The sequence below is a fragment of the Maribacter sp. PR1 genome (assembly GCF_028464145.1).
In the GTDB taxonomy this organism is placed as follows: Bacteria; Bacteroidota; Bacteroidia; order Flavobacteriales; family Flavobacteriaceae; genus Maribacter.
The window spans coordinates 104329-124015 of sequence record NZ_JAQPCG010000001.1 but is presented as its reverse complement, the minus strand read 5'-3'; the positions used below and the strand labels follow the sequence as shown (position 1 = coordinate 124015).

The window sequence follows — 19687 nt, the reverse complement described above, 5'->3', positions numbered from 1 at the left end:
TTTGAACTTAGAATATTTTATTGCCAAACGGCTTATTACGGGTAAGGAACATAAAATTAGTATTTCCGCGCCAATAATAAAAATAGCGATAGCGGCGATTTCCATTGGTGTTATCATGATGCTTATTGCCATAGCCACAGGTGTTGGGCTTAAATATAAGATTAGGGAGAAAGTTACGGCCTTTAATGGTCATGTACAGATTTCCAATTACGATAATAATCGTTCTGAAGTATCGGTGGTACCCGTTTCCACCAATCAAGAGTTTTACCCAAAGTTCAACGATATCAAGGGTATATTACATATCCAGGCAGTAGCGACAAAAGGAGGCATTATCCGTACAGAAGATACCTTTGAGGGAGTCATTGCCAAAGGAGTTGGCAAAGACTATTATTGGACGCCCATGGAAGAGTATTTGGTAGAGGGCAAATTACCAGATTACGATGGAGTATTGAATTCGGACGTCTTGATTTCCAGTATTACGGCCAATCGCTTGAAATTAGGGGTGGGCGATTCATTTTTTACCTTTTTTCTTAGGGATGATGACACCAATAAAATTCCAAATCAACGAAAATTCAATATTGTTGGTATCTATGACAGTGGATTTGAGGAGATTGATAGCAAATATATTTTTATTGATATCCGTCACATTCAACAAATGAACAAATGGGAAGATGACGAAGTGGGTAACTTTGAAGTTTTCCTGCAAAGTTTTGAGGATATCGATCTGAAAAGTGCCGAAATCTATAATAAAACAATATCCAACTTAAACACTACTACCTTAAAGGACAAGTATTATAAAATATTTGAATGGATAGGGCTGTTCGATTTCAATATTGCCTTGATCATTGGTATAATGGTTATCGTGGGAGGTATTAATATGATAACCGCCCTTCTCGTTTTAATTTTGGAGCGCACCCCAATGATTGGCATTCTAAAAGCTTTGGGATCTACCAATTGGAGTATACGCAAGGTTTTTTTATATAATGCCGCCTATCTGATCGGGATAGGTCTTTTTTGGGGAAATCTGATTGGTCTTGGGTTTATTTTTCTTCAGGATAGATTTAAATTATTTAAGTTTCCAAACCCAGAAGAATACTATATTGAATATATTCCTGTGCACATTAATCTTTTTACCATTCTCTCATTGAATATCGGTGTGCTGTTCTTGTGTTTGTTAATGTTATTGATTCCATCCTATATCATTACCAAAATAACGCCGGTCAAGGCAATTCGTTTCGAATGATTCTATTTAATTGGGTTCTATTTCATTTTAACGTGTTTTAGGTACATTTGAAGAAATGCTTTGATATGACTAAGGACTATTTAAAGCGAAATACCCTCAGTGTGTCAAACTTCTAAATAATGAATCCACGATTATCAATTAAACCAGGAGAAATGATAAAAAAAATACTATTCCTACTAGTTATAATTACTACTACACACAGTGCCTTTTGTCAAAAACTTTCGAGAACAGAAAGAAAAATCATTAGAAGTATTGAAGCCAATAATAGCGAGGCCATCGACTTCTTGGAAAAGGTTGTAAATATCAATAGTGGTACTCTTAATTTGGAAGGTGTAAAAAAGGTGGGGTCAGAGTTTAGTACTGCCTTTGATGCACTCGGATTTCAAACCGATTGGATTCCCATGCCAAAGGAAATGAACAGGGCGGGACATCTTTTTGCTGAAACCCAAGGGTCTCAGGGTAAAAAATTATTATTGATAGGTCATTTGGATACGGTTTTTGAAGAAGATAGCCCCTTTCAAACTTTTAGCATGGTCAATGATAGCATTGCACACGCTCCGGGTGGTAATGATATGAAAGGAGGGGATGTTATTATTTTATATGCTATGAAAGCCTTAAAGGAAAATAACCTGCTAGACGATGCACAAATCATAGTGGCCTTTACAGGGGATGAAGAAAGCACTGGAGACCCTTTAAGTATAAGTCGTAAGGATTTGATCGATGCAGCCAAACGCAGCGATATAGCGTTGGGCTTTGAGACTTCCACAGGGTTTAATTATGCAACAGTTGCCCGGCGTGGTTCTTCCGGTTGGAAGGTAGAAGTGGAAGGAAAGCGAGCACACTCTTCAGGAATTTTTAGTGAAAATACAGGAGCCGGGGCTATATTTGAAATGTCTCGGATATTGCACGAGTTTTATAGGGATGTGAAAGGAGAAGATCTATTAACCTTTAATCCGGGAACGTTGATTGGAGGTACTTTTGTAACCTTTGATGACAAAACAAGTAAGGGTACTGTTTTTGGTAAGACGAACGTTGTGGCACAAAAAGCGGAGGTACGAGGCGGGCTTCGATTTATTTCGGAGGATCAAAAAGAAAGGACAAGGGATAAAATGAGAACTGTTGTCTCCAATAATTTGCCTAGGACATCGGCAACTATTTCTTTTACGGACAGTTATCCGGCCATGGGGCCCACAGAAGGTAACAAGGAACTTTTAAAGAAGTTGAACAAAGTAAGTCTAGATCTGGGTCAAGGTGAAGTATTGGCATATGACCCAGGGAAAAGAGGAGCCGCGGATACTTCTTTCGTGGCACAGTATGTAGATTGTTTGGATGGTCTTGGGACCATGGGTTCAGGAGCACATACACCCGAGGAAACCGTAAATCTAAAAACCATTGAAGCTTTGACCAAAAGAACGGCGATACTTATTTATAGGTTAATAAACGAATAGTATGACCATACTTAAATTAGGCAATCAAGAAGTTCGAATCGATCAAGGCGAATTGGTTGGCTATCAAGTGGAAGGACATGAATTTATCCATCAAAAAGGTAGCCCCGGTTGGCGAAATTCCGATACTGAGATGTTTCCCACTATAGGTCCGACCAACGAGGCCGGTTTTAAGGTAAATACGCCACGCGGTATGGCCATCCAAGATCAACATGGTCTCTTACGGGAAATGCAATATGAAACCCACATAGCATCGGAAACAAAAGCTGTGTTCATTAAAAAGTATCTTGCTAATACCTTGGTTGGGAATTCTAAGTATCCTAACAAATCCTCTGCGGAAAACCTTTCCTGGCCTTATGACTTTACCTTCAAAAAAATATTTTTTTTGAATGATCAGGGTTTAGAAATACAATTTAAAATCAATGGTGAAGAAGGAATGCCTTTTATGTTGGGATATCACCCGGCATTTAAATTGACCTCAGAATCAGTAGAAATCATAGCAGGTGAAAAAGTGGTTACAATCCCTGAAGTTATGGCTGTGGGGAGTAGGGCGCTTCAGATACCTAGCCAATCCACGATAACCTTAAGGGACGTAAGAGAACTATTGATTAGGACGGAGGGTTTCAATCATTTTATGCTTTGGACAGAGGTGGAAAATATGGTATGTATAGAGCCGATAACCTTTTATCCCTACGCAGTTAAACAAATCAATCTTAATGATGGATTTGATTTCTTAGAGCGTGTGAAACCTAAAGTATTTAAAGTATCATTTATTCCTATATAAAAATATTATGGCCTATAGTGAATACGTAGTAGATAGGGTAAGACGCCAACTAAAAGGAACAGGGGTGTTGGAAGAGAAAAAAATGATGGGTGGATATCTTTTTATGGTCAACGGGAAAATGTGCATAGGAATTGATATCGATAAGGACAACCAACAAGACCGACTCATGGTTCGTGTGGGTAAATTAAATTACGAGGAATTACTTACGAAGGAGGGAAGTAAAAAGATGGACTTTACCGGGAGACCCATGCGAGGCTTCCTGTATATATATCCCGAGGGTTTCGATACCGAGGAGGACTTGGATTTTTGGGTAGAGAAAGCCTTAGCGTTTAACAAGTTACTTCTGCAGGATTAAAAAAGGCTTTTTATTTAATTAACTTTGAGAAGTGAAGCGTTTTCTACCTTTTTTGGAATGGGCATCAAGCTATAAAAAAGCCTATTTTACCAAGGACCTTATTGCAGGGCTTACCGTTGGCATCGTTCTGGTACCTCAGGGTATGGCCTACGCTATGATAGCCGGATTGCCCCCGGTCTATGGCCTTTATACGGCACTTTTCCCGGTTTTGACCTATGTCTTTTTGGGAACATCAAGAAAGGTGGCGGTAGGTCCAGTGGCCATGGATTCATTGTTGGTAGCCGCAGCGCTAGGATCATTGTCCATTTCTGGGATAGAAAACTACATTGCTACCGTAATTGTATTGGTGTTATTGGTTGGAGCTACCCAATTTTTGCTCGGGATATTTAGAATGGGCTTTTTAGTGAATTTTTTATCCAAGCCTGTAATCAGTGGATTTACTTCGGCTGCTGCGATGATAATTATTGTGAGTCAATTAAAACATCTTTTGGGAATAACCGTACCCACCAATGATCATTTTCATGAAATACTTATAGAAACCTTAGGGAGATTGGGAGATACAAACCCGCTGGATTTGGTTATTGGTATAATTGGGATTTTATGTATACTCGGGTTCAAAAGGTGGAAGAAAAGCTTCCCAGCCATATTATTGGTGGTGTTACTTGGAATTCTGGCGGTATATTATCTTGGTTTAGGAAAGTATGGAATGAAATTGGTGGGCGAAGTGCCAAAGGGGCTACCTTCCCTTACAATCCCCAATTTGAATTTTGAAAATTTTAAAAATCTTTGGCCCATGGCCATAGCCTTGTCCTTAGTAGGTTACTTAGAAACCATTTCTATTGGTAAGGCTATGGAAACTAAAAGTGGGGAAGAAACCATTGATCCCAACAAGGAATTGATAGCTTTAGGAGCCGCTAATATGGTGGGTTCATTTTTTCAGGGATATACCTCTACAGCCAGCTTCTCCAGGTCGGCAATCAATCAGGAGTCTGGTGCAAAAACCAATTTGTCCGGCTTTTTTAGTGTAACCTTAGTTGTGTTGACGCTTTTGTTCTTAACACCAGTATTCCAGTATCTTCCAATTACTGTATTGGCCAGTATTATTATGGTATCTGTTTTTGGCCTTATTGATGTTAATTATGCCAAATCATTATGGATAGACAGGAAGGATGAGTTTACAGTGTTGATGGTTACATTTTTGGTAACCCTATTTATTGGAATAACACAAGGAATCGTCGTAGGGGTACTATTAGCTTTACTATTAATGGTGTATCGCACGTCAAAACCACATTTTGCGGAACTTGGAAATGTAAAAGGCTCCGATTATTATAAGAATATCAAGAGATTTGACGATGAGGTCATTATTAGGAAGGATATATTAATAATCCGGTTCGATTCCCAGCTTTATTTTGGTAATTCGGCTTATTTTAAGAAAGAATTACTAAAACAGATAAAGGGCAAGGGGTCGGCACTAAAAGCGGTGATTTTGAATGCGGAAGCAATTACCTATATAGATGCCACCGCAGCTGATGTGCTTTCAAAGTTAATTCATGAAATCCATGAAAAGGGACTGCAGTTTTATATTGCCGGAGCAATAGGACCTATGCGCGACATTATTTTTACAAGTAGTATTATTAACGAACTTCAAAAGGAATTTTTATTTGTAAAGACGCAAGAGGCCGTGGACTTTTTCGATAACGCCGATCAGTTATCAACCTTAGGAGCCAAGGTGGCTTATGAAAACAAGAAAACCAAATAATTGTATGTACCAAAATCGTACTACCTACTTCAACTTATGATATAAATCATAAAATTCAATGGAGCGGGCATCTATTTTTACCTGCAAATCTTTATTAGGGTTCTTCGATATTGAAAATAAGTAGGAATCCATGTTGAAGATTAATGAACAATTCTAAATTAAATAAATATGAAAGAGGTAATTCCCTTAGTGAATTGGAGTAACGGTATTATAATGATTGGGGTTTTTGCTGCAGTTGTGGTCGCTTTGGTTTTGGTGCTGCTTAGTCTAATGAACAGTGGCAAGGGTAAATAAGAACTTGAACATCTACCATAGAGAGATTAAATTATTTTGTATTTTTAAAAGGGTCTTAAGATTTATATCTTTTGAAGGCGAATTATTATTAATTCCTTTAAGTAAGATTGTATTGCAGGTATGATAAAGAGTTTTATTAAACGTATCGGAGTAATGAACTTTATCATGCTCTTAGTTGTTCTTTCTATTATTATTGTTTCCGAAGTTATGTTCTTAAGAGGAAATAAATTGGAAGCAATTTTTATAGCCTTTTGGGCGCCAACTATTCTAGGTTTTATGAACTATTTAAAATATAGGGAATAGTGGAGGTCGTATTAATCTATTCCTTGATAGTTGGTGCAATCTTTGTCCTTTGGCTTTATTTTGTGATTCGGATGTATCATAAAATGAAAGACTAATTCAACAAACATTCTTTGAATGGGTCAAAACTTGAAACCTTTGAAGGGTTTTTTCTTATAAATGCTTCAACAATACGCTGCGTTTCCAAAGTATTATTCTGTCTGATTAAAAATGTTTCAATATCATCTGGAGCTAAAGGTGCAGAATCCTTGGGCACGAAACCAAAACCAATATATAGGCTCTCTCTGGCAAGTACGAAAGCTTCCTCTTCTGAATTTCTTCCTTTGACCTTAATTATATAGTCGGACCTCGATTCTGTCAATGATTGGATGGCGCTATTTACTCTTTCGTTGTAATTTTCAAGATATTTTAAATCAGAACAAATTCCAATGCACTGCTTAATTCTAAAATGGGAACATGTGGCAACATTATCCTGTAGGTGACAATATTTGGCACAAAGTTCAAATGCCTCACAAAGCTTTTCTAAAAATTCCCTACACTCGGAAATATTATAAAAAACTAGGAGTGGGTTAGGAGCCATTTTTATTTTGTTGTATGCCAAGTGAAGGATACCGCTTCTATCTTCATAGCTAAAGATGGCATATTTCTGTACCCTTCTTTTTTGGGCCCTGTTGTATTTGGGGTAATGTTTTTTTATTTCCGAGGATTCCTGTAATAGAGCAATAAGTTCATTTCCGGTTTCTTGAAAATCTAGATAAGCAGTCTCACGGCAAAGTGAGATTTCTTTAGTAGACTTATCGTAAAAATGACTTAATACGCGCTTTTTTATATTTAGGGCTTTACCTACATAAATAATGTTTCCCTTTTGGTCCTTAAAATAGTAGATTCCAGGTGTGGAGGGTAATTTTTCAAATTCCGTTTTGGGGAGTGATGGTGGTAATGTAGCTTCTTGTGACCTTGCATTCAAAAAGGATTTAAATACTTGTTCCGCCCCATGGCATCTCAATAATTTATGGAACAATAACATGGTAGCATGGGCATCGCCCCTGGCTCTATGCCTATCGGACAATGGGATTCCCACAGAAGAACATAGTTTTCCAAGACTATAGGAATTATATCCAGGAATTAGTTTTCGGGACAATCTTACCGTACATAATTTCTTTCTTACGAATTCAAGACCTATTTGTTGAAATTCATTCTTTATCACATTGTAATCAAAATTGACGCTGTGGGCAACGAAAATCGATTCAGAAGTAATATCCAATATTTTAGGTGCAATTTCCAATAACTTAGGGGCATTCCTAACCATATCATTATCAATTCCAGTAAGTCCGGTAATAAAATAGGGGATTTCACACTCCGGGTTTACCAAAGAGGTAAACTCATCGATAACTTCATGCCCATCATATTTAAAAATGGATATTTCGGTAATGCGATTTCCTTTGATGCCGTTCCCGGTGGTTTCTATGTCAACGATGCAGTACAAGATATAATTGAAACTTACCCATTAAAGTTAGACCATTTATTTTGAAAAATGGTAATCCAATTTCATTTGGAAGGTGGAACTAGGGAATAGTACCTATTTGTATTTTTCCAGATGAACAACGATTGATTTACTAATCGGAGTATTACTTTTTTCCGCATAGTGATTATGCGGAACAACCATATTAGCTTCGGGAAAATAAGCGCCAAGATTCCCTTTTGGAATGTTATAGGGAATCACCAAAAATTGCTTTGCCCTTCTTTCAATATTCTCGTAGTTACTAACAAGGTCCACAACATCCATGGGATTAAAGCCTATCTTTTGCATATCGACCTTGTTCATGAAAACGACCCTACGTTCGTTTTTTATTCCTCTATACCTATCGTTTAGACCGTAAATAGTGGTGTTGAACTGATCATGCGACCTAATGGTCATTAAAAGAAACTCATTGGATTTGAGATTATGGGCGGCCCTCTTACAAATGCTAAATTGGGCCTTCCCGTTTTTTAGTTTGTTAAAGTCTAGATCCCTAACGTTGTTCGGTAGATAATATCCGGTACCTTCAGATGCCTTTTGGACTTCTTCAAAACCCTGTAAGGTCTGGGACATTTTTTTACGTATTTGGTCATAGTCCCCAGCTAGTTCCTTCCAAGCTACGGGATGTTGTCCCATAAAGTAGGCATCTGCGATACCACCTACTATTTCGGGCTCGCTTTTTAATTGGTCAGATTTAGGTTTTAAAACACCCTTGGATCTATGCACCTTACCCATACTGTTTTCCACGGTTAAAAATCGGTCTTTACCATTTTTTGAATCTTTTTCGGACCTCCCCAAAGTAGGAAGAATCAATGCGGTTTTTCCGGTAACTAAGTGACTACGGTTTAGTTTGGTACTTATTTGAACGGTCAAGGAACAATTTTGAAGGGCTTCTGCCGCGTATTGCGTATCTGAAACGGCGGATGCAAAATTTCCGCCCAAAGCAATGAACACCTTGGCCTTGCCCTGATGCATAGCCTCCACGGCTTTGACCGTATCCAATCCTTCCTTTTCCGGTGGAGTAAAACCAAATACTTTTTTTATGGTTGTATTTAGTTCTTCGGACACCTGATGCATAATTCCTACGGTTCTATCACCTTGGACATTGCTATGTCCACGAACCGGGCAAGTTCCGGACCCGGGTTTTCCCAGACTTCCTTTGAGCAATAGCAGATTCACACATTCCTTAATGTTGTCTACACCATTTTTATGTTGGGTAAGCCCCATGGCCCAACAGATAATTATTTTATTTTTTTCAGCCAATAAGGCTACTGCTTCCTCTAATTTGTCTTCACTTATGCCACATCTTTCTAAAAGCTCTTTTTCCGAATACTGGTTAAGGTCTTCCAATAGTCCTTCGTAGCCCTCTGTATATTGGTCGATGAATTTATGATCGAAAACATCCTTTTTTTCAGCATCCAAAAGAGCTAGTCTTTTCATGATAAGTTTTAGAAGGGAAACATCTTCATTTATTTTTACTTGAAGATGAATATCAGTCAAAGCAGAACCAAGCGTAATCCCCGATATGGATTGGGGATCTTTAAATCGTATCAATCCAGCTTCTTCCAGTGGATTAACACTTATTATATGACCTCCATTATTTTTACATTTTTCCAAGGCGGATAACATCCTGGGGTGGTTGGTTCCTGGATTCTGTCCTATGACCGTGATCACCTCTGCGTTTTCAAAATCCTCAAGTTTTACTGAACCCTTTCCTATGCCTAAAGTTTCGGATAGTGCTACGCCACTGCTTTCGTGGCACATATTGGAACAGTCGGGCATGTTATTGGTTCCAAAGGCACGAACAAATAACCCATAAAGAAAAGCAGCCTCATTGCTAGATCGTCCGGAAGTATAAAAGATGGCCTCATCAGGAGAATTGAGTTCCATGAGGTTTTTGGCGATCAAACTAAAAGTATCTTCCCAGGAAATAGGTTGGTAGTGTAAAGAATCTTCTTTCAAAAGAAATGGTTGTGTTATTCTTCCGCTTTTGCCTATTTTAAAATCGGACCAGTTTGATATTTCCTCAACACTGTGTGTTTTAAAGAAATCGGCATCTACTTTTTTATAGGTAGCCTCTTCAGCAAGGGCTTTAGCTCCATTTTCGCAATACTCTCCAAGTTGGGATGGTTTTTCAGGATCCGGCCATGCACAACCAGCACAATCGAATCCCTCTTTTTGATTCATGTGCGATAGTGTAGAAATGGCTTCCAGAGCCCCCATTTCTTTAAATGTATGCCGTAGTGCAACTTTAATGGCTGGGAGACCTGCGGCGAAATTTTTGGAGTCTGTAAGTTTTATTCCGGTAAAATTAGTATCGCCGGTAAGGGATATATTTCTTTTAAAAGGGGAAGACATAACAAGAAAAGGTTTCTCACTAAGATATTACAAACAAAAGGAATAAGTTAGTCCTATTGTATTTTAAGGGTACTTTTAAAAAATAAGGCGGAAAAAATAATTTAGAAAAAGATGTATTGGGTAGTGTTATCGACTACGATGAATGTTTTGGTAATTTGGGATTGATGATAGTACGGAGAAATAGTAAATTTCAAAAGGAAACATTGTCTTTTGTAGAAGAATCTAAATTCTCTTTTGCCAATTGATTACCATTATTTAAAACGGGTTTCTCTGTCACCACAAATTCTGAAACCAAATCAGTTTCTTTATTGCACGATGTTGAAACTAAAAAAAGAAAAAAAGAGAATAAAGCCAGGGCAGGGAACTTGGAAAGAGATAATTTCATTAACGATGCTAGCTAAGAATGACTAATTGTTTTGTTGGGTCGGCCAAAAATAGATTTTGATTTTAGTTTAACGATTAAATGAGCAATTTTTTCGATGAAATGCACGCAAAAAGTTATTAAGATAGCTTGTTAATAAAATTTATTTGACAGTTTATACCTCAATTATAATTCAGTTTTTAATAGTTTTAGTCCTATGCAACACTTTAAAATGAAATTTTTTCTGTCCAGTATATCATTTTTTTTATTGATTTCTAGTACTACTGTTTTCGCGCAACAGGACGATACAAATATTGTACTAATTACGTTGGACGGTTTTCGATGGCAAGAATTATTTACGGGGGCAGATTCACTTTTGGTTGCTAATACCCAATACGTTCAGGATACTGCAGCACTTAAAGAATCATTTTGGAAAGAATCGGCCGAAGAAAGAAGAGAAGCTTTGCTTCCTTTTATTTGGTCCGATGTGGTTTCCATGGGTCAAATTCATGGAAATAGGATTTATGGTAATAAAATGGACTTAACCAATTCAATGTGGTTTTCCTATCCAGGATATAATGAAATCTTAACCGGTAGGGCAGATGATGACCATATAACCAGTAATGATAAAATACCGAATCCGAATATAACAGTATTGGAGTTGGCCAATAAAGATGCTCGCTTTAAAAATAGGGTAGTGGCTTTTGGAAGTTGGGACGTCTTTCCCTACATCATAAATGAAAGTCGCTCCGAGGTTAAGGTCAATGCTGGGTTCGATCGGGCTATTGGCGAAAACCTAAGTGAAAAGGAGTTGTTTTTAAACGAATTACAGACAGAGATTCCCAGTCCCTGGGGTTCCGTTAGATTGGATGCATTTACACATCATTTTGCCTTGGAGGAAATGAAAAAAAATCATCCAAAATTAATATATATAGCCTATGGAGAAACAGATGATTTTGCTCATGATGGTGATTACGAAGCTTACTTGAAATCGGCACATAATACAGATAGTTTTATTAAAGAGTTATGGAGGTATACCCAGTCAGACCCATTTTATAGGAATAACACCCTATTTATAATCACTACGGACCATGGTCGCGGAACAATTCCCATAGATACTTGGAAAAGTCATGGCAATAATATTCAGGGTTCAGGTAGTGTTTGGCTAATCGTATTCGGCAAAGGTGTAATTACGAAGGGTGAAGTTATAAATAAGGGGCAAATGTTTAGTAATCAAATCGCCCCTACTATTTTGAAAGTACTAAAAGTGTCCTCAGATACATCGACAAAAAAAGGAGAAGAGATGAATTTAAACTAATTATTACTTTAGGATAATCCCATTTTAGAAAATGAACTACACCTTTGGATTGAAGTTCTGAGTTTGTTCAAGTGAGTTGATAACCGGTAGTTTCCTCTGAAATTGCCGGTTTTGTTTCCTTGAAAAATAGCTTTATTGAGATTGAAGAAAATCTATATGAGTTATAAATTCACTTGGATTTCCCTAACTTTCATTGCTTGTTCCCGCAGTAGATTTTGGAAAATAACCACGGTTCTTTCTTGATATTCTTCTGGAATTCTCCCCCCGATCATCCAATTTTTTTTTATGAACCTTTTGTCGTTCAATTTGAATTCATTGCAAAGACAGGTAAGCGCTGCTTCACGAGTGAAGTCGTTCATGTTACTGAACATGGTTTTAATGTTTTTAATCATCGGTACAAGAAGGGTCGGTTATCAAATATAAATAAATATTGAAATGAAATAGATGTTTTTAATCAACAGTTTTTTAACAAAGATTCTAACAACTTGAAATTGAATAGACTGTTGGCGAAATAGAACAATTTTATTGACCATTTTCGAGATTCTTTTTAATAGAAGATGTTTTTGGTTTCAATTTTTGTGCTCGAACACAATTAGTTGTATTATTGTCTCTGCAGACTTTTGTGTAAAATATTTTTCATGGATTTTAAGCGTACAAGCACCATTTGGAATTTAAATTGGTAAAGTTGAAGAATAGGAAAATTAGGATAACTGCCCCTGGAAGAACCTGTCTTTTTGGGGATCATCAAGACTATTTAGGACTGCCGGTCATTGCTTGTGCCATAGATAGAAGAATTAATTTGATAGCTCGGCCCAACGGTTCAGAGAATTTTGTAATAAGAATGCGGGATATAGATTCCGTAAGACAAATCCCAATTTCTGATACTTTTAATCATTTGGAACCACGGGATTATTTTGGTTCAGCATTAAGGGTTTTACGGAGAAAAGGGTGTATTCCAGATTTGGGATATGATATTGAATTATCCGGTAATATCCCTATTAATTCTGGTAATTCCAGTTCCACAGCAGTACTGTTGGCTTGGATAAAATTTTTAGTAGAGGCATTTGGTGTCCATGATACCGTTACCAAGGATTATTTGGGTGAATTAGGTTACTTGGCAGAAATTGTTGAACACAACGAGCCTGGTGGTATGATGGATCACTATAGTATAGCTGTTGGTGGTATAGTGAACATAAAAACTTCCCCCCCATTTAAATGTTCTGGGATTTCATCAAAATTAAGTGGTATGGTTTCTGGTGTTTCCGGTGTTCCCAAAGAAACTGTAGGGCTACTTTCAAGGGTAAAGGGCAATACACTTACCGCCATTGGAATCGTGGAACTTAAATTTAAGGATTTTCAGCTTTCTAGTGTTAAGGTTGGTGATATTCAAAAATATTCGAATATACTACCCAATAAATTAAAACCATATTTTGAAGCGGCTATTGAGAATCACCATATAACTCAAATGGCTATTCAGGAGTTTAAAAAACCTATCTTAAATTTAGACACCATAGGTTTGTTGATGTATGAACATCATAAAATATTAAGGGACAAATTAAGGATTACGGTGCCAAAAATTGACGCCATGATTAACGCTGCTCTTGATAATGGAGCATACGGAGCAAAAATTGTAGGTTCTGGAGGAGGAGGTAGTATTGTCGTTATCACGGAACCGGGTACCGAAAATAAAATAGTATCGGCTTTATTTTCCGTGGGTGCAAAGGATGCCTATCCTATCAAGGTCGATTCTGGATTAAGAACCGAAACCAAATTAAACTAATTTAAAAGTATTGAAATGAAATCTAATTCAAGAAGACAGTTTATCAAATCGACTTCCATAGCAGCTACTGGCGCCACAATTTTGCCACAGTTCTCCTTCGGTATGTTTCATTCGGCTCAAAAATTAAGAGTAGGAATGATTGGTATAGGGTTAAGAGGTACCAATCATCTTAGAAATTTAATGATGCGCGATGATGTATTGATTACGGCTATCTGCGATATTGATCAAGAACGTATTGAGTTGGCCTTGGATATGATTACTGAAAATGATGTTGCCAAACCTAAAGTTTTTGGCAAGAATGAATTGGATTACAAAAACCTCTTGGAGTTATCCGATGTGGATGCTGTTGTTATTGCCACTCCATGGTTATGGCATACCCGGATGGCCAAGGATGCCATGGAGGCCGGAAAATATGCAGGTTTAGAAGTTTCGGCAGCCAACACGATGGAAGAATGTTGGGATTTGGTAAATACCCATGAAAGAACGGGTACACACATGATGATTCTCGAAAACGTGAATTACCGAAGGGACATTTTAGCCGTTTTAAACATGGTAAGGCAAAATGTTTTTGGGGAGCTGGTACATTTTAGATGTGGTTATCAGCATGATTTAAGAGGAGTCAAGTTTAATGACGGAAAAGAACCTTATGGTGAAGGAGTAGAATTTGGGGAGAAGGCAATCTCGGAGGCCAAATGGAGAACCCAACATTCCCTATTAAGAAATGCGGATGTTTACCCCACTCATGGGGTCGGACCTATAGCGGCTATGTGCGATATCAATCGTGGAAATCGATTTGTTTCATTAACCTCGCATGCCACTAAAGGTATTGGATTACATAATTATATCGTGGACAAGGGCGGGGAAGACCATCCCAATGCCAAGTTGAATTTTAAGCAAGGTGATGTAATTACTTCAACTATAGATACCTCAAATGGAGAGACAATTATCGTCACTCATGATTGTAACCTTCCAAGGCCCTATTCCTTAGGGTTTAGGGTACAGGGAGCCAATGGCCTATGGGAAGTTGATGGTAACCGAATATATATTGAAGGAAAATCTGAACCACATCGTTGGGACGAGGCCGATGAATGGCTTAAAAAATATGATCATCCACTTTGGAAGAAGTATGGAGAATATGCCAGTGGCGCAGGACATGGTGGTATGGACTTCTTTGTAATCAATGCTTTTGTAGAATCTGCCAAGGAGAATATTGCTCCTCCTATGGATGCTTATGATGCAGCGGCCTGGAGTGCTATTACTCCATTATCGGAACGATCTATTGCCAATAATGGTGAACCCCAGGATTTTCCCGATTTTACTAGAGGTAATTGGGTAAAAAGAAAGCCCTACAATTGGATAAAGGATTCTTTTTAGCTTTTATTTCAACTCTAGAAAAGCAATATTCTTTAAAGTTGACTTATTTGTTCCATTTACATAAACCAATACCCCCTGTCCTCAAATAGAAAAAATGGATAAAAAAAACTATACTATTAAGGATATAGCCAATTTAGCAAGTGTATCCCGAGGTACTGTAGATCGTGTTTTGAATAATAGGGGGAAAGTTTCTGAAAAGGCTAGAAAAAAGATAGAGGAGGTACTGAATAAGATTGACTATACACCCAATTTGATAGCTAGGTCTTTAAAGAACCATAGGAGGTATACGATAGCGATTCTAATACCAGATGACGAAAGTGATTTATACTGGATGCAAATGAATCAGGGTATCGCCGAAGCTTCTAAAGAAATGGAATCTTTTGGTGTGAGGGTTGATAATTACAAGTTGGGTGTCTCTAAGGAAGAATATTATGATAGCTTTCAATCTGTAATTGAAAATAGGCCAGATGCTTTAATTATTGTACCCTACTATACGAATAATTGCTTCGATTTGTATCTGGAACTTGAAACGAAAAGTATTCCTTATGTTTTGTTGAATTCCCCAATAGAAAGTGTTAATTATAATTCTTTTATTGGTCAGGATTACTACCAAAGTGGACGTACCGCTGGCTTTTTAATGAATATGATGACGGATTCTTCTACAGAAGATAGAAGATTACTGATTTTAAATTTTGACGGTAAGATAGAAAACCTAACACATGTTAAGGAGAAGGAGAAAGGGTTCATCGATTACCTTAAAGAGAATGACCCAAAGACGACTATTGATATTTTATATTTTAAAGCCTTAAATTCGAAGACCATTTCCGAAAAACTAAAATCCGTACACGGCGTATATATTACAAATTCAAAAACACATTTAATAGCTAAGTTTTTGAAATTACATCCACGGTTAAAGGTAATCGGTTATGATTTGATTCCTGAGAACATCAAATTGATACAAGAAGGTACCATTGATATTCTTTTAAATCAGAATCCAAAACTTCAGGGGTATTACGGAGTGTCTTTCCTGGCAGAATACTTATTGTACGGACGTGAAATACCCAAGACTAAATTATTACCTATCGACATCCTTACTAAGGAGAACATCGAGGGATATTTATAACCTGATTATCAATTTGTAAAATGGAATTTACAGGTTCTTGAGTTCTACGTTTTGTAGTAAGAACCTAACGTTTTCGATATTGGCAACGTGATAGCTCATCAATCTATTTAAAGACATCATATAGGACATTTCCTTGGAATCCTTTTTGAAGTCGTTCTGTGAAATGATTTCTTGTAGATTATCAGTAATTTCATCAACTATGGAATCTGTAGTATTTCCTGGATTCACGCTGATGCCTCTAAGTGTTTCTGCTATTTCTATTTCGTTTTTACAGCTTAACTTTAAATAATTGGCCAAAATTCCCTTTCTTCTTTCTGAAAGAAAACTGATGTCACTATCATTAAAAAAGTTATTTACCTGCTTAGAAATGGCATATAAATTACTCAATTCCTTTCCCAATAATTCTTCTTTATCCATGCTATGCGTTTTTGCGTTCATTTACAATGTATTGGAAGTTCTTGAATTTTAGTAATTCAAAAGCCAATAATTGTAACGCTTATAATTTGTAGCAAAACAGCATTGCCTATGCTTCAAGGACATCGACCCGTTGTACAGTTCGTCCTTTCTTTTTAAGAAGTTTTATATCCTCTAAAATTAAATACAAACAGGGGACAATTACCAGAATTATCGTTGTTGCAAATACAATTCCAAACCCTAATGAAATGGCCATCGGGATAAGATAAAAAGCTTGGCTGGAAGTTTCCAGTATAATTGGAGCTAACCCACCAAATGTCGTCATCGTGGTTAGTATAATAGGTCTAAATCTGCGCAATCCTGCCTCATGGATAGATTCGTAAATGGAGTCGCCGGCAATTCGCCGTTTATTAGCATAATCAATCATGATTAGGGAATCATTCACCACTACACCAGAGAGGGCAATAACCCCCATTAAACTCACTAAGGAAAGGTCGTAACCCAATAGGATATGACCAATAACAGCCCCGACAATTCCAAAAGGTATTGCTGTCATCACGATTAAGGGCTGGGTATAGCTAGTAAAAGCAATGGCCAATAGGGCATAAATTAATATCATGGCAATACTGAAACCTGCTTTTAAGGTATTTGTACTTTCTCGCATATCTGCCTGACTTCCTTCAAAAGTCCAAGTTATACCTGGAAAATCACTTCTCAGTTGAGGTAGTACTTCTTCTTGCATGGAGGCCAGTACCCGACTTACGGAATTTGCCGGTTCTACATCCATACCTACATTTACTACTCTTCTTCCGTCCCTGCGGTTAATACTGGTAAAGGCTTCACGCTGTTCCACCTCTACCACATCCATTAAGGGTACTTCTATACCATCCGAGGTACGAATAAGAAAATCCTCTAGATTTTTAATATCCTTACGTTCTTCCAATGGTAATTTTACGCGTACTTCTATTTCGTTCATTCCTCGTAATTGACGCATGGCTAATGCCCCGAAGAATCCATCGCGTACCTGTCTTCCAATTTCATCGGAGGTAAGTCCAAGATTTCTACCTTGTGGTAATAACTTAAAGTCGTATTGCAGCTTTCCTTTGTTATAATTATCCGTAACGTCCCGTGTATTGGAAAAAGATTTCATCCTATCTACAAAAGCAGAACTTGCACGTTCGAGAACATCGATATCGGAGTGACTCAAATCCACACTTATGGCCTGCCTTGCGCCTCCGGGTCCACGTTCTGCCTCAAATGTTATTTGATCCACTCCCTGTATGTCACCAATGTTATCACGCCATAAGGCAATCATTTCACCGGCGGTTATATCACGCTGATCGGGTGGCAACATTACTATTTCCACATCGATGAAGTTTTGCCCCCTTACATTGGTCTTAATCCCTTCGGCAACCTCATACAAGTCATGTTCTTCAAACATACGCTGTGTGGCATTCGAAATTTCATAGGCAACCTTTGCTGCCTGATCTGGAGTTGTTCCTACAGGTAAGCGAACACCACATTCTATTTCGTCGGCAGCAACCTCTGGCATCATAATCATTCCCATATGACCACTATATCCATAACCTCCAACGATCAATAAAAGCGTTACCGCGGCACTGAGCGTTATATATCTGTATTGTAGGCATTTATCTAAAACAGGTCTGTACCTATTTTCAATAAAACCGTCGAAACTCTTAGCAAAGGAACCTTGCCAACCTTCCAATTTACGGACCCATTTGTTTTTCTTCTTGTTCTTTTCTTTTTTAAGATGGGCAAGGTGCGAGGGAAGTATAAAAAGTGCTTCCACTAGGGACACAGAAAGAATTACGATAACCACCGCTGGTAAAGGTTGCCAGAATTTACCGGTTTCGCCTGGCATAAATAGCAAGGGAACAAATGCAATAATGGTGGTTACAATACTGAAGGTAACCGGAAGGGAAACATCCTTTGTTCCCGCTATGGCCGCTTGCATTGGACTTAAGCCTTTCTGTCTATATTCATATACGTTTTCCCCTACGACGATGGCATCATCCACTACAATACCCAGCACCACAAGAAATCCGAACATAGAAATCATATTGACACTTATACCAATAAGCGGTAGTAAAATCATCCCTCCGATAAAGGATACAGTCATTCCCATCATAACCCAAAATGCCAGTCTGTATTCCAAGAACAAGGTTAAAATGACCAATACGATTAGGATGGCCAAAACGCCGTTCTCCGTTAATAAGGACAGACGCTCCTTGTAATCAGCGGCCCTGTTACTGTCTGTTCTGTATTTTATCCCTGGAGGCATTTGGAAATCGTCTAATATTCCCTGAACAGCTTCGGCAATTTTTAATGGGGATTGGTCTCCAATTCTAAATATTCTGAGCTCTACATAATTTTCTTGATTAAATTGGCCGTGAAAACCAACTTCCTCAAATCCGTCCGTAATTGTAGCAATATCCTTTAATAAGAGATTAGCCCCATCCGTGGAAGAAACAACGGTAATATTACCATATTCTTCTGCCCATTGTTTTCTTTCTTGCATACGCAGCAAAATTTCCCCACTTTGCGTCTGTACGGCCCCTGCTGGCACATCGTTACTACTTTGTTGTATGATGTTTGCAATTTGCCCTAAGGTCAGGTTGTATTTCTGAAGATTGCTTTTTGGGACTTCAATACGTGTCTCGTATTCGGGAACGTTTCCCAGTTCTACTTGGGTAATTTGTGGGTTGTTTAGTAATATGGTCCTTAGGCGTTCTGCAAGTTGTCTTAGCGTCCAAATGTCCGCACTTCCATAAAGTCCGATTTGGATTACGTCCCTTTGCCGGTTCTGAAGAGCGACTTCGGGTTCTTCTATGTCATCAGGGAAGGTTCTAATTCGGTTGATAGCTTGGTCAATATCTTGAAACGCCTTCATTCTTTCGGTCCCGGCCACTAATTCTATAGTAACTTGTCCCGAACCCTCGCCAGCTTCGGAAACTATTTCCTTAATTCCATTGACTCCTCTTACGGCCTCCTCAACAGGTTGTAAAATACCCTGTTCAACCTCGGCGGGAGATGCTCCTGGATAGGCCACGGAAACTTCGACGAAGTCTAGCTGAAATTCTGGAAAAACTTCTTTCTGGATGGTATACATGGTAAAAATACCACCACCCAATAACAATAACATTAAAAGGTTTGTAGCAATCGAATTGCGGGCCATGTAGGCAATGGCTCCTTCTTTTCTGGTACTACTTTCATTCAACTTTTCTTTTTCTTCCATGCGT

At 38.0% G+C, this 19687-nt stretch carries 16 protein-coding genes; 10 read left to right on the top strand and 6 right to left on the bottom strand.

The window, feature by feature from the left end:
* Nucleotide 1: 1 nt before the first annotated feature.
* From PP182_RS00555 to PP182_RS00530, 6 genes are all read left to right on the top strand, one after another.
* Nucleotides 2–1243: an ABC transporter permease gene (locus PP182_RS00555; protein ID WP_272649382.1), complete on the top strand. Its 1242-nt coding sequence runs from the start codon at nucleotides 2–4 to the stop codon at nucleotides 1241–1243.
* Nucleotides 1244–1395: 152 nt separating this feature from the next.
* Nucleotides 1396–2691, top strand: coding sequence for a M20/M25/M40 family metallo-hydrolase (locus tag PP182_RS00550; RefSeq protein ID WP_272649381.1), 1296 nt, complete (start codon nucleotides 1396–1398; stop codon nucleotides 2689–2691).
* A 1-nt stretch (nucleotide 2692) separates the two neighbouring features.
* Complete coding sequence (locus tag PP182_RS00545) at nucleotides 2693–3472, top strand: aldose epimerase family protein (RefSeq protein WP_272649380.1); 780 nt, start codon at nucleotides 2693–2695, stop codon at nucleotides 3470–3472.
* Between the two features lie 7 nt (nucleotides 3473–3479).
* Nucleotides 3480–3827: a TfoX/Sxy family protein gene (locus PP182_RS00540; RefSeq protein WP_272649379.1), complete on the top strand. Its 348-nt coding sequence runs from the start codon at nucleotides 3480–3482 to the stop codon at nucleotides 3825–3827.
* A 31-nt stretch (nucleotides 3828–3858) separates the two neighbouring features.
* Nucleotides 3859–5586: a SulP family inorganic anion transporter gene (locus PP182_RS00535; protein WP_272649378.1), complete on the top strand. Its 1728-nt coding sequence runs from the start codon at nucleotides 3859–3861 to the stop codon at nucleotides 5584–5586.
* A gap of 168 nt (nucleotides 5587–5754) precedes the next feature.
* Nucleotides 5755–5880, top strand: coding sequence for a hypothetical protein (locus tag PP182_RS00530; RefSeq protein WP_272649377.1), 126 nt, complete (start codon nucleotides 5755–5757; stop codon nucleotides 5878–5880).
* 394 nt (nucleotides 5881–6274) lie between these two features.
* Here PP182_RS00530 and PP182_RS00525 read toward each other — a convergent pair whose 3' ends face one another.
* The 3 genes from PP182_RS00525 to PP182_RS00515 all read right to left on the bottom strand — a co-directional run bounded on the left by PP182_RS00525 (nucleotide 6275) and on the right by PP182_RS00515 (nucleotide 10442).
* The gene (locus PP182_RS00525; protein WP_272649376.1) at nucleotides 6275–7666 is read right to left on the bottom strand and encodes an exonuclease domain-containing protein; all 1392 of its coding nucleotides are present in this window, start codon (nucleotides 7664–7666) and stop codon (nucleotides 6275–6277) included.
* A gap of 93 nt (nucleotides 7667–7759) precedes the next feature.
* Nucleotides 7760–10057 carry an FdhF/YdeP family oxidoreductase gene (locus PP182_RS00520; protein ID WP_272649375.1) on the bottom strand — a complete coding sequence of 766 codons (2298 nt, stop codon included), beginning with the start codon at nucleotides 10055–10057 and terminating at the stop codon, nucleotides 7760–7762.
* A gap of 190 nt (nucleotides 10058–10247) precedes the next feature.
* On the bottom strand, nucleotides 10248–10442 hold the full coding sequence (locus PP182_RS00515; RefSeq protein WP_272649374.1) for a hypothetical protein: 195 nt from the start codon (nucleotides 10440–10442) through the stop codon (nucleotides 10248–10250).
* A 208-nt stretch (nucleotides 10443–10650) separates the two neighbouring features.
* Between PP182_RS00515 and PP182_RS00510 the strand changes: the two genes are divergently transcribed.
* Nucleotides 10651–11736 (top strand): sulfatase-like hydrolase/transferase, encoded by a 1086-nt coding sequence (locus tag PP182_RS00510; RefSeq protein WP_272649373.1) that lies wholly within the window; start codon nucleotides 10651–10653, stop codon nucleotides 11734–11736.
* Between the two features lie 161 nt (nucleotides 11737–11897).
* Here the strand turns inward: PP182_RS00510 and PP182_RS00505 are convergent, their stop codons facing one another.
* Nucleotides 11898–12095: a hypothetical protein gene (locus PP182_RS00505; RefSeq protein ID WP_272649372.1), complete on the bottom strand. Its 198-nt coding sequence runs from the start codon at nucleotides 12093–12095 to the stop codon at nucleotides 11898–11900.
* A 326-nt stretch (nucleotides 12096–12421) separates the two neighbouring features.
* On the opposite strand from PP182_RS00505, the gene PP182_RS00500 reads away from it, so the two are divergent.
* From PP182_RS00500 to PP182_RS00490, 3 genes are all read left to right on the top strand, one after another.
* Nucleotides 12422–13516 (top strand): mevalonate kinase family protein, encoded by a 1095-nt coding sequence (locus PP182_RS00500; protein WP_272649371.1) that lies wholly within the window; start codon nucleotides 12422–12424, stop codon nucleotides 13514–13516.
* A 15-nt stretch (nucleotides 13517–13531) separates the two neighbouring features.
* A complete protein-coding gene (locus PP182_RS00495) occupies nucleotides 13532–14890 on the top strand; it encodes a Gfo/Idh/MocA family protein (protein ID WP_272649370.1) in 1359 nt (452 codons plus the stop codon).
* 94 nt (nucleotides 14891–14984) lie between these two features.
* Nucleotides 14985–16013: a LacI family DNA-binding transcriptional regulator gene (locus PP182_RS00490; protein WP_272649369.1), complete on the top strand. Its 1029-nt coding sequence runs from the start codon at nucleotides 14985–14987 to the stop codon at nucleotides 16011–16013.
* A 27-nt stretch (nucleotides 16014–16040) separates the two neighbouring features.
* Here PP182_RS00490 and PP182_RS00485 read toward each other — a convergent pair whose 3' ends face one another.
* Together PP182_RS00485 and PP182_RS00480 are read right to left on the bottom strand one after the other, a co-directional pair.
* Nucleotides 16041–16451, bottom strand: coding sequence for a hypothetical protein (locus PP182_RS00485; RefSeq protein ID WP_272649368.1), 411 nt, complete (start codon nucleotides 16449–16451; stop codon nucleotides 16041–16043).
* A gap of 85 nt (nucleotides 16452–16536) precedes the next feature.
* Nucleotides 16537–19683 carry an efflux RND transporter permease subunit gene (locus PP182_RS00480; protein ID WP_272649367.1) on the bottom strand — a complete coding sequence of 1049 codons (3147 nt, stop codon included), beginning with the start codon at nucleotides 19681–19683 and terminating at the stop codon, nucleotides 16537–16539.
* Between the last annotated feature and the right edge of the window lie 4 nt (nucleotides 19684–19687).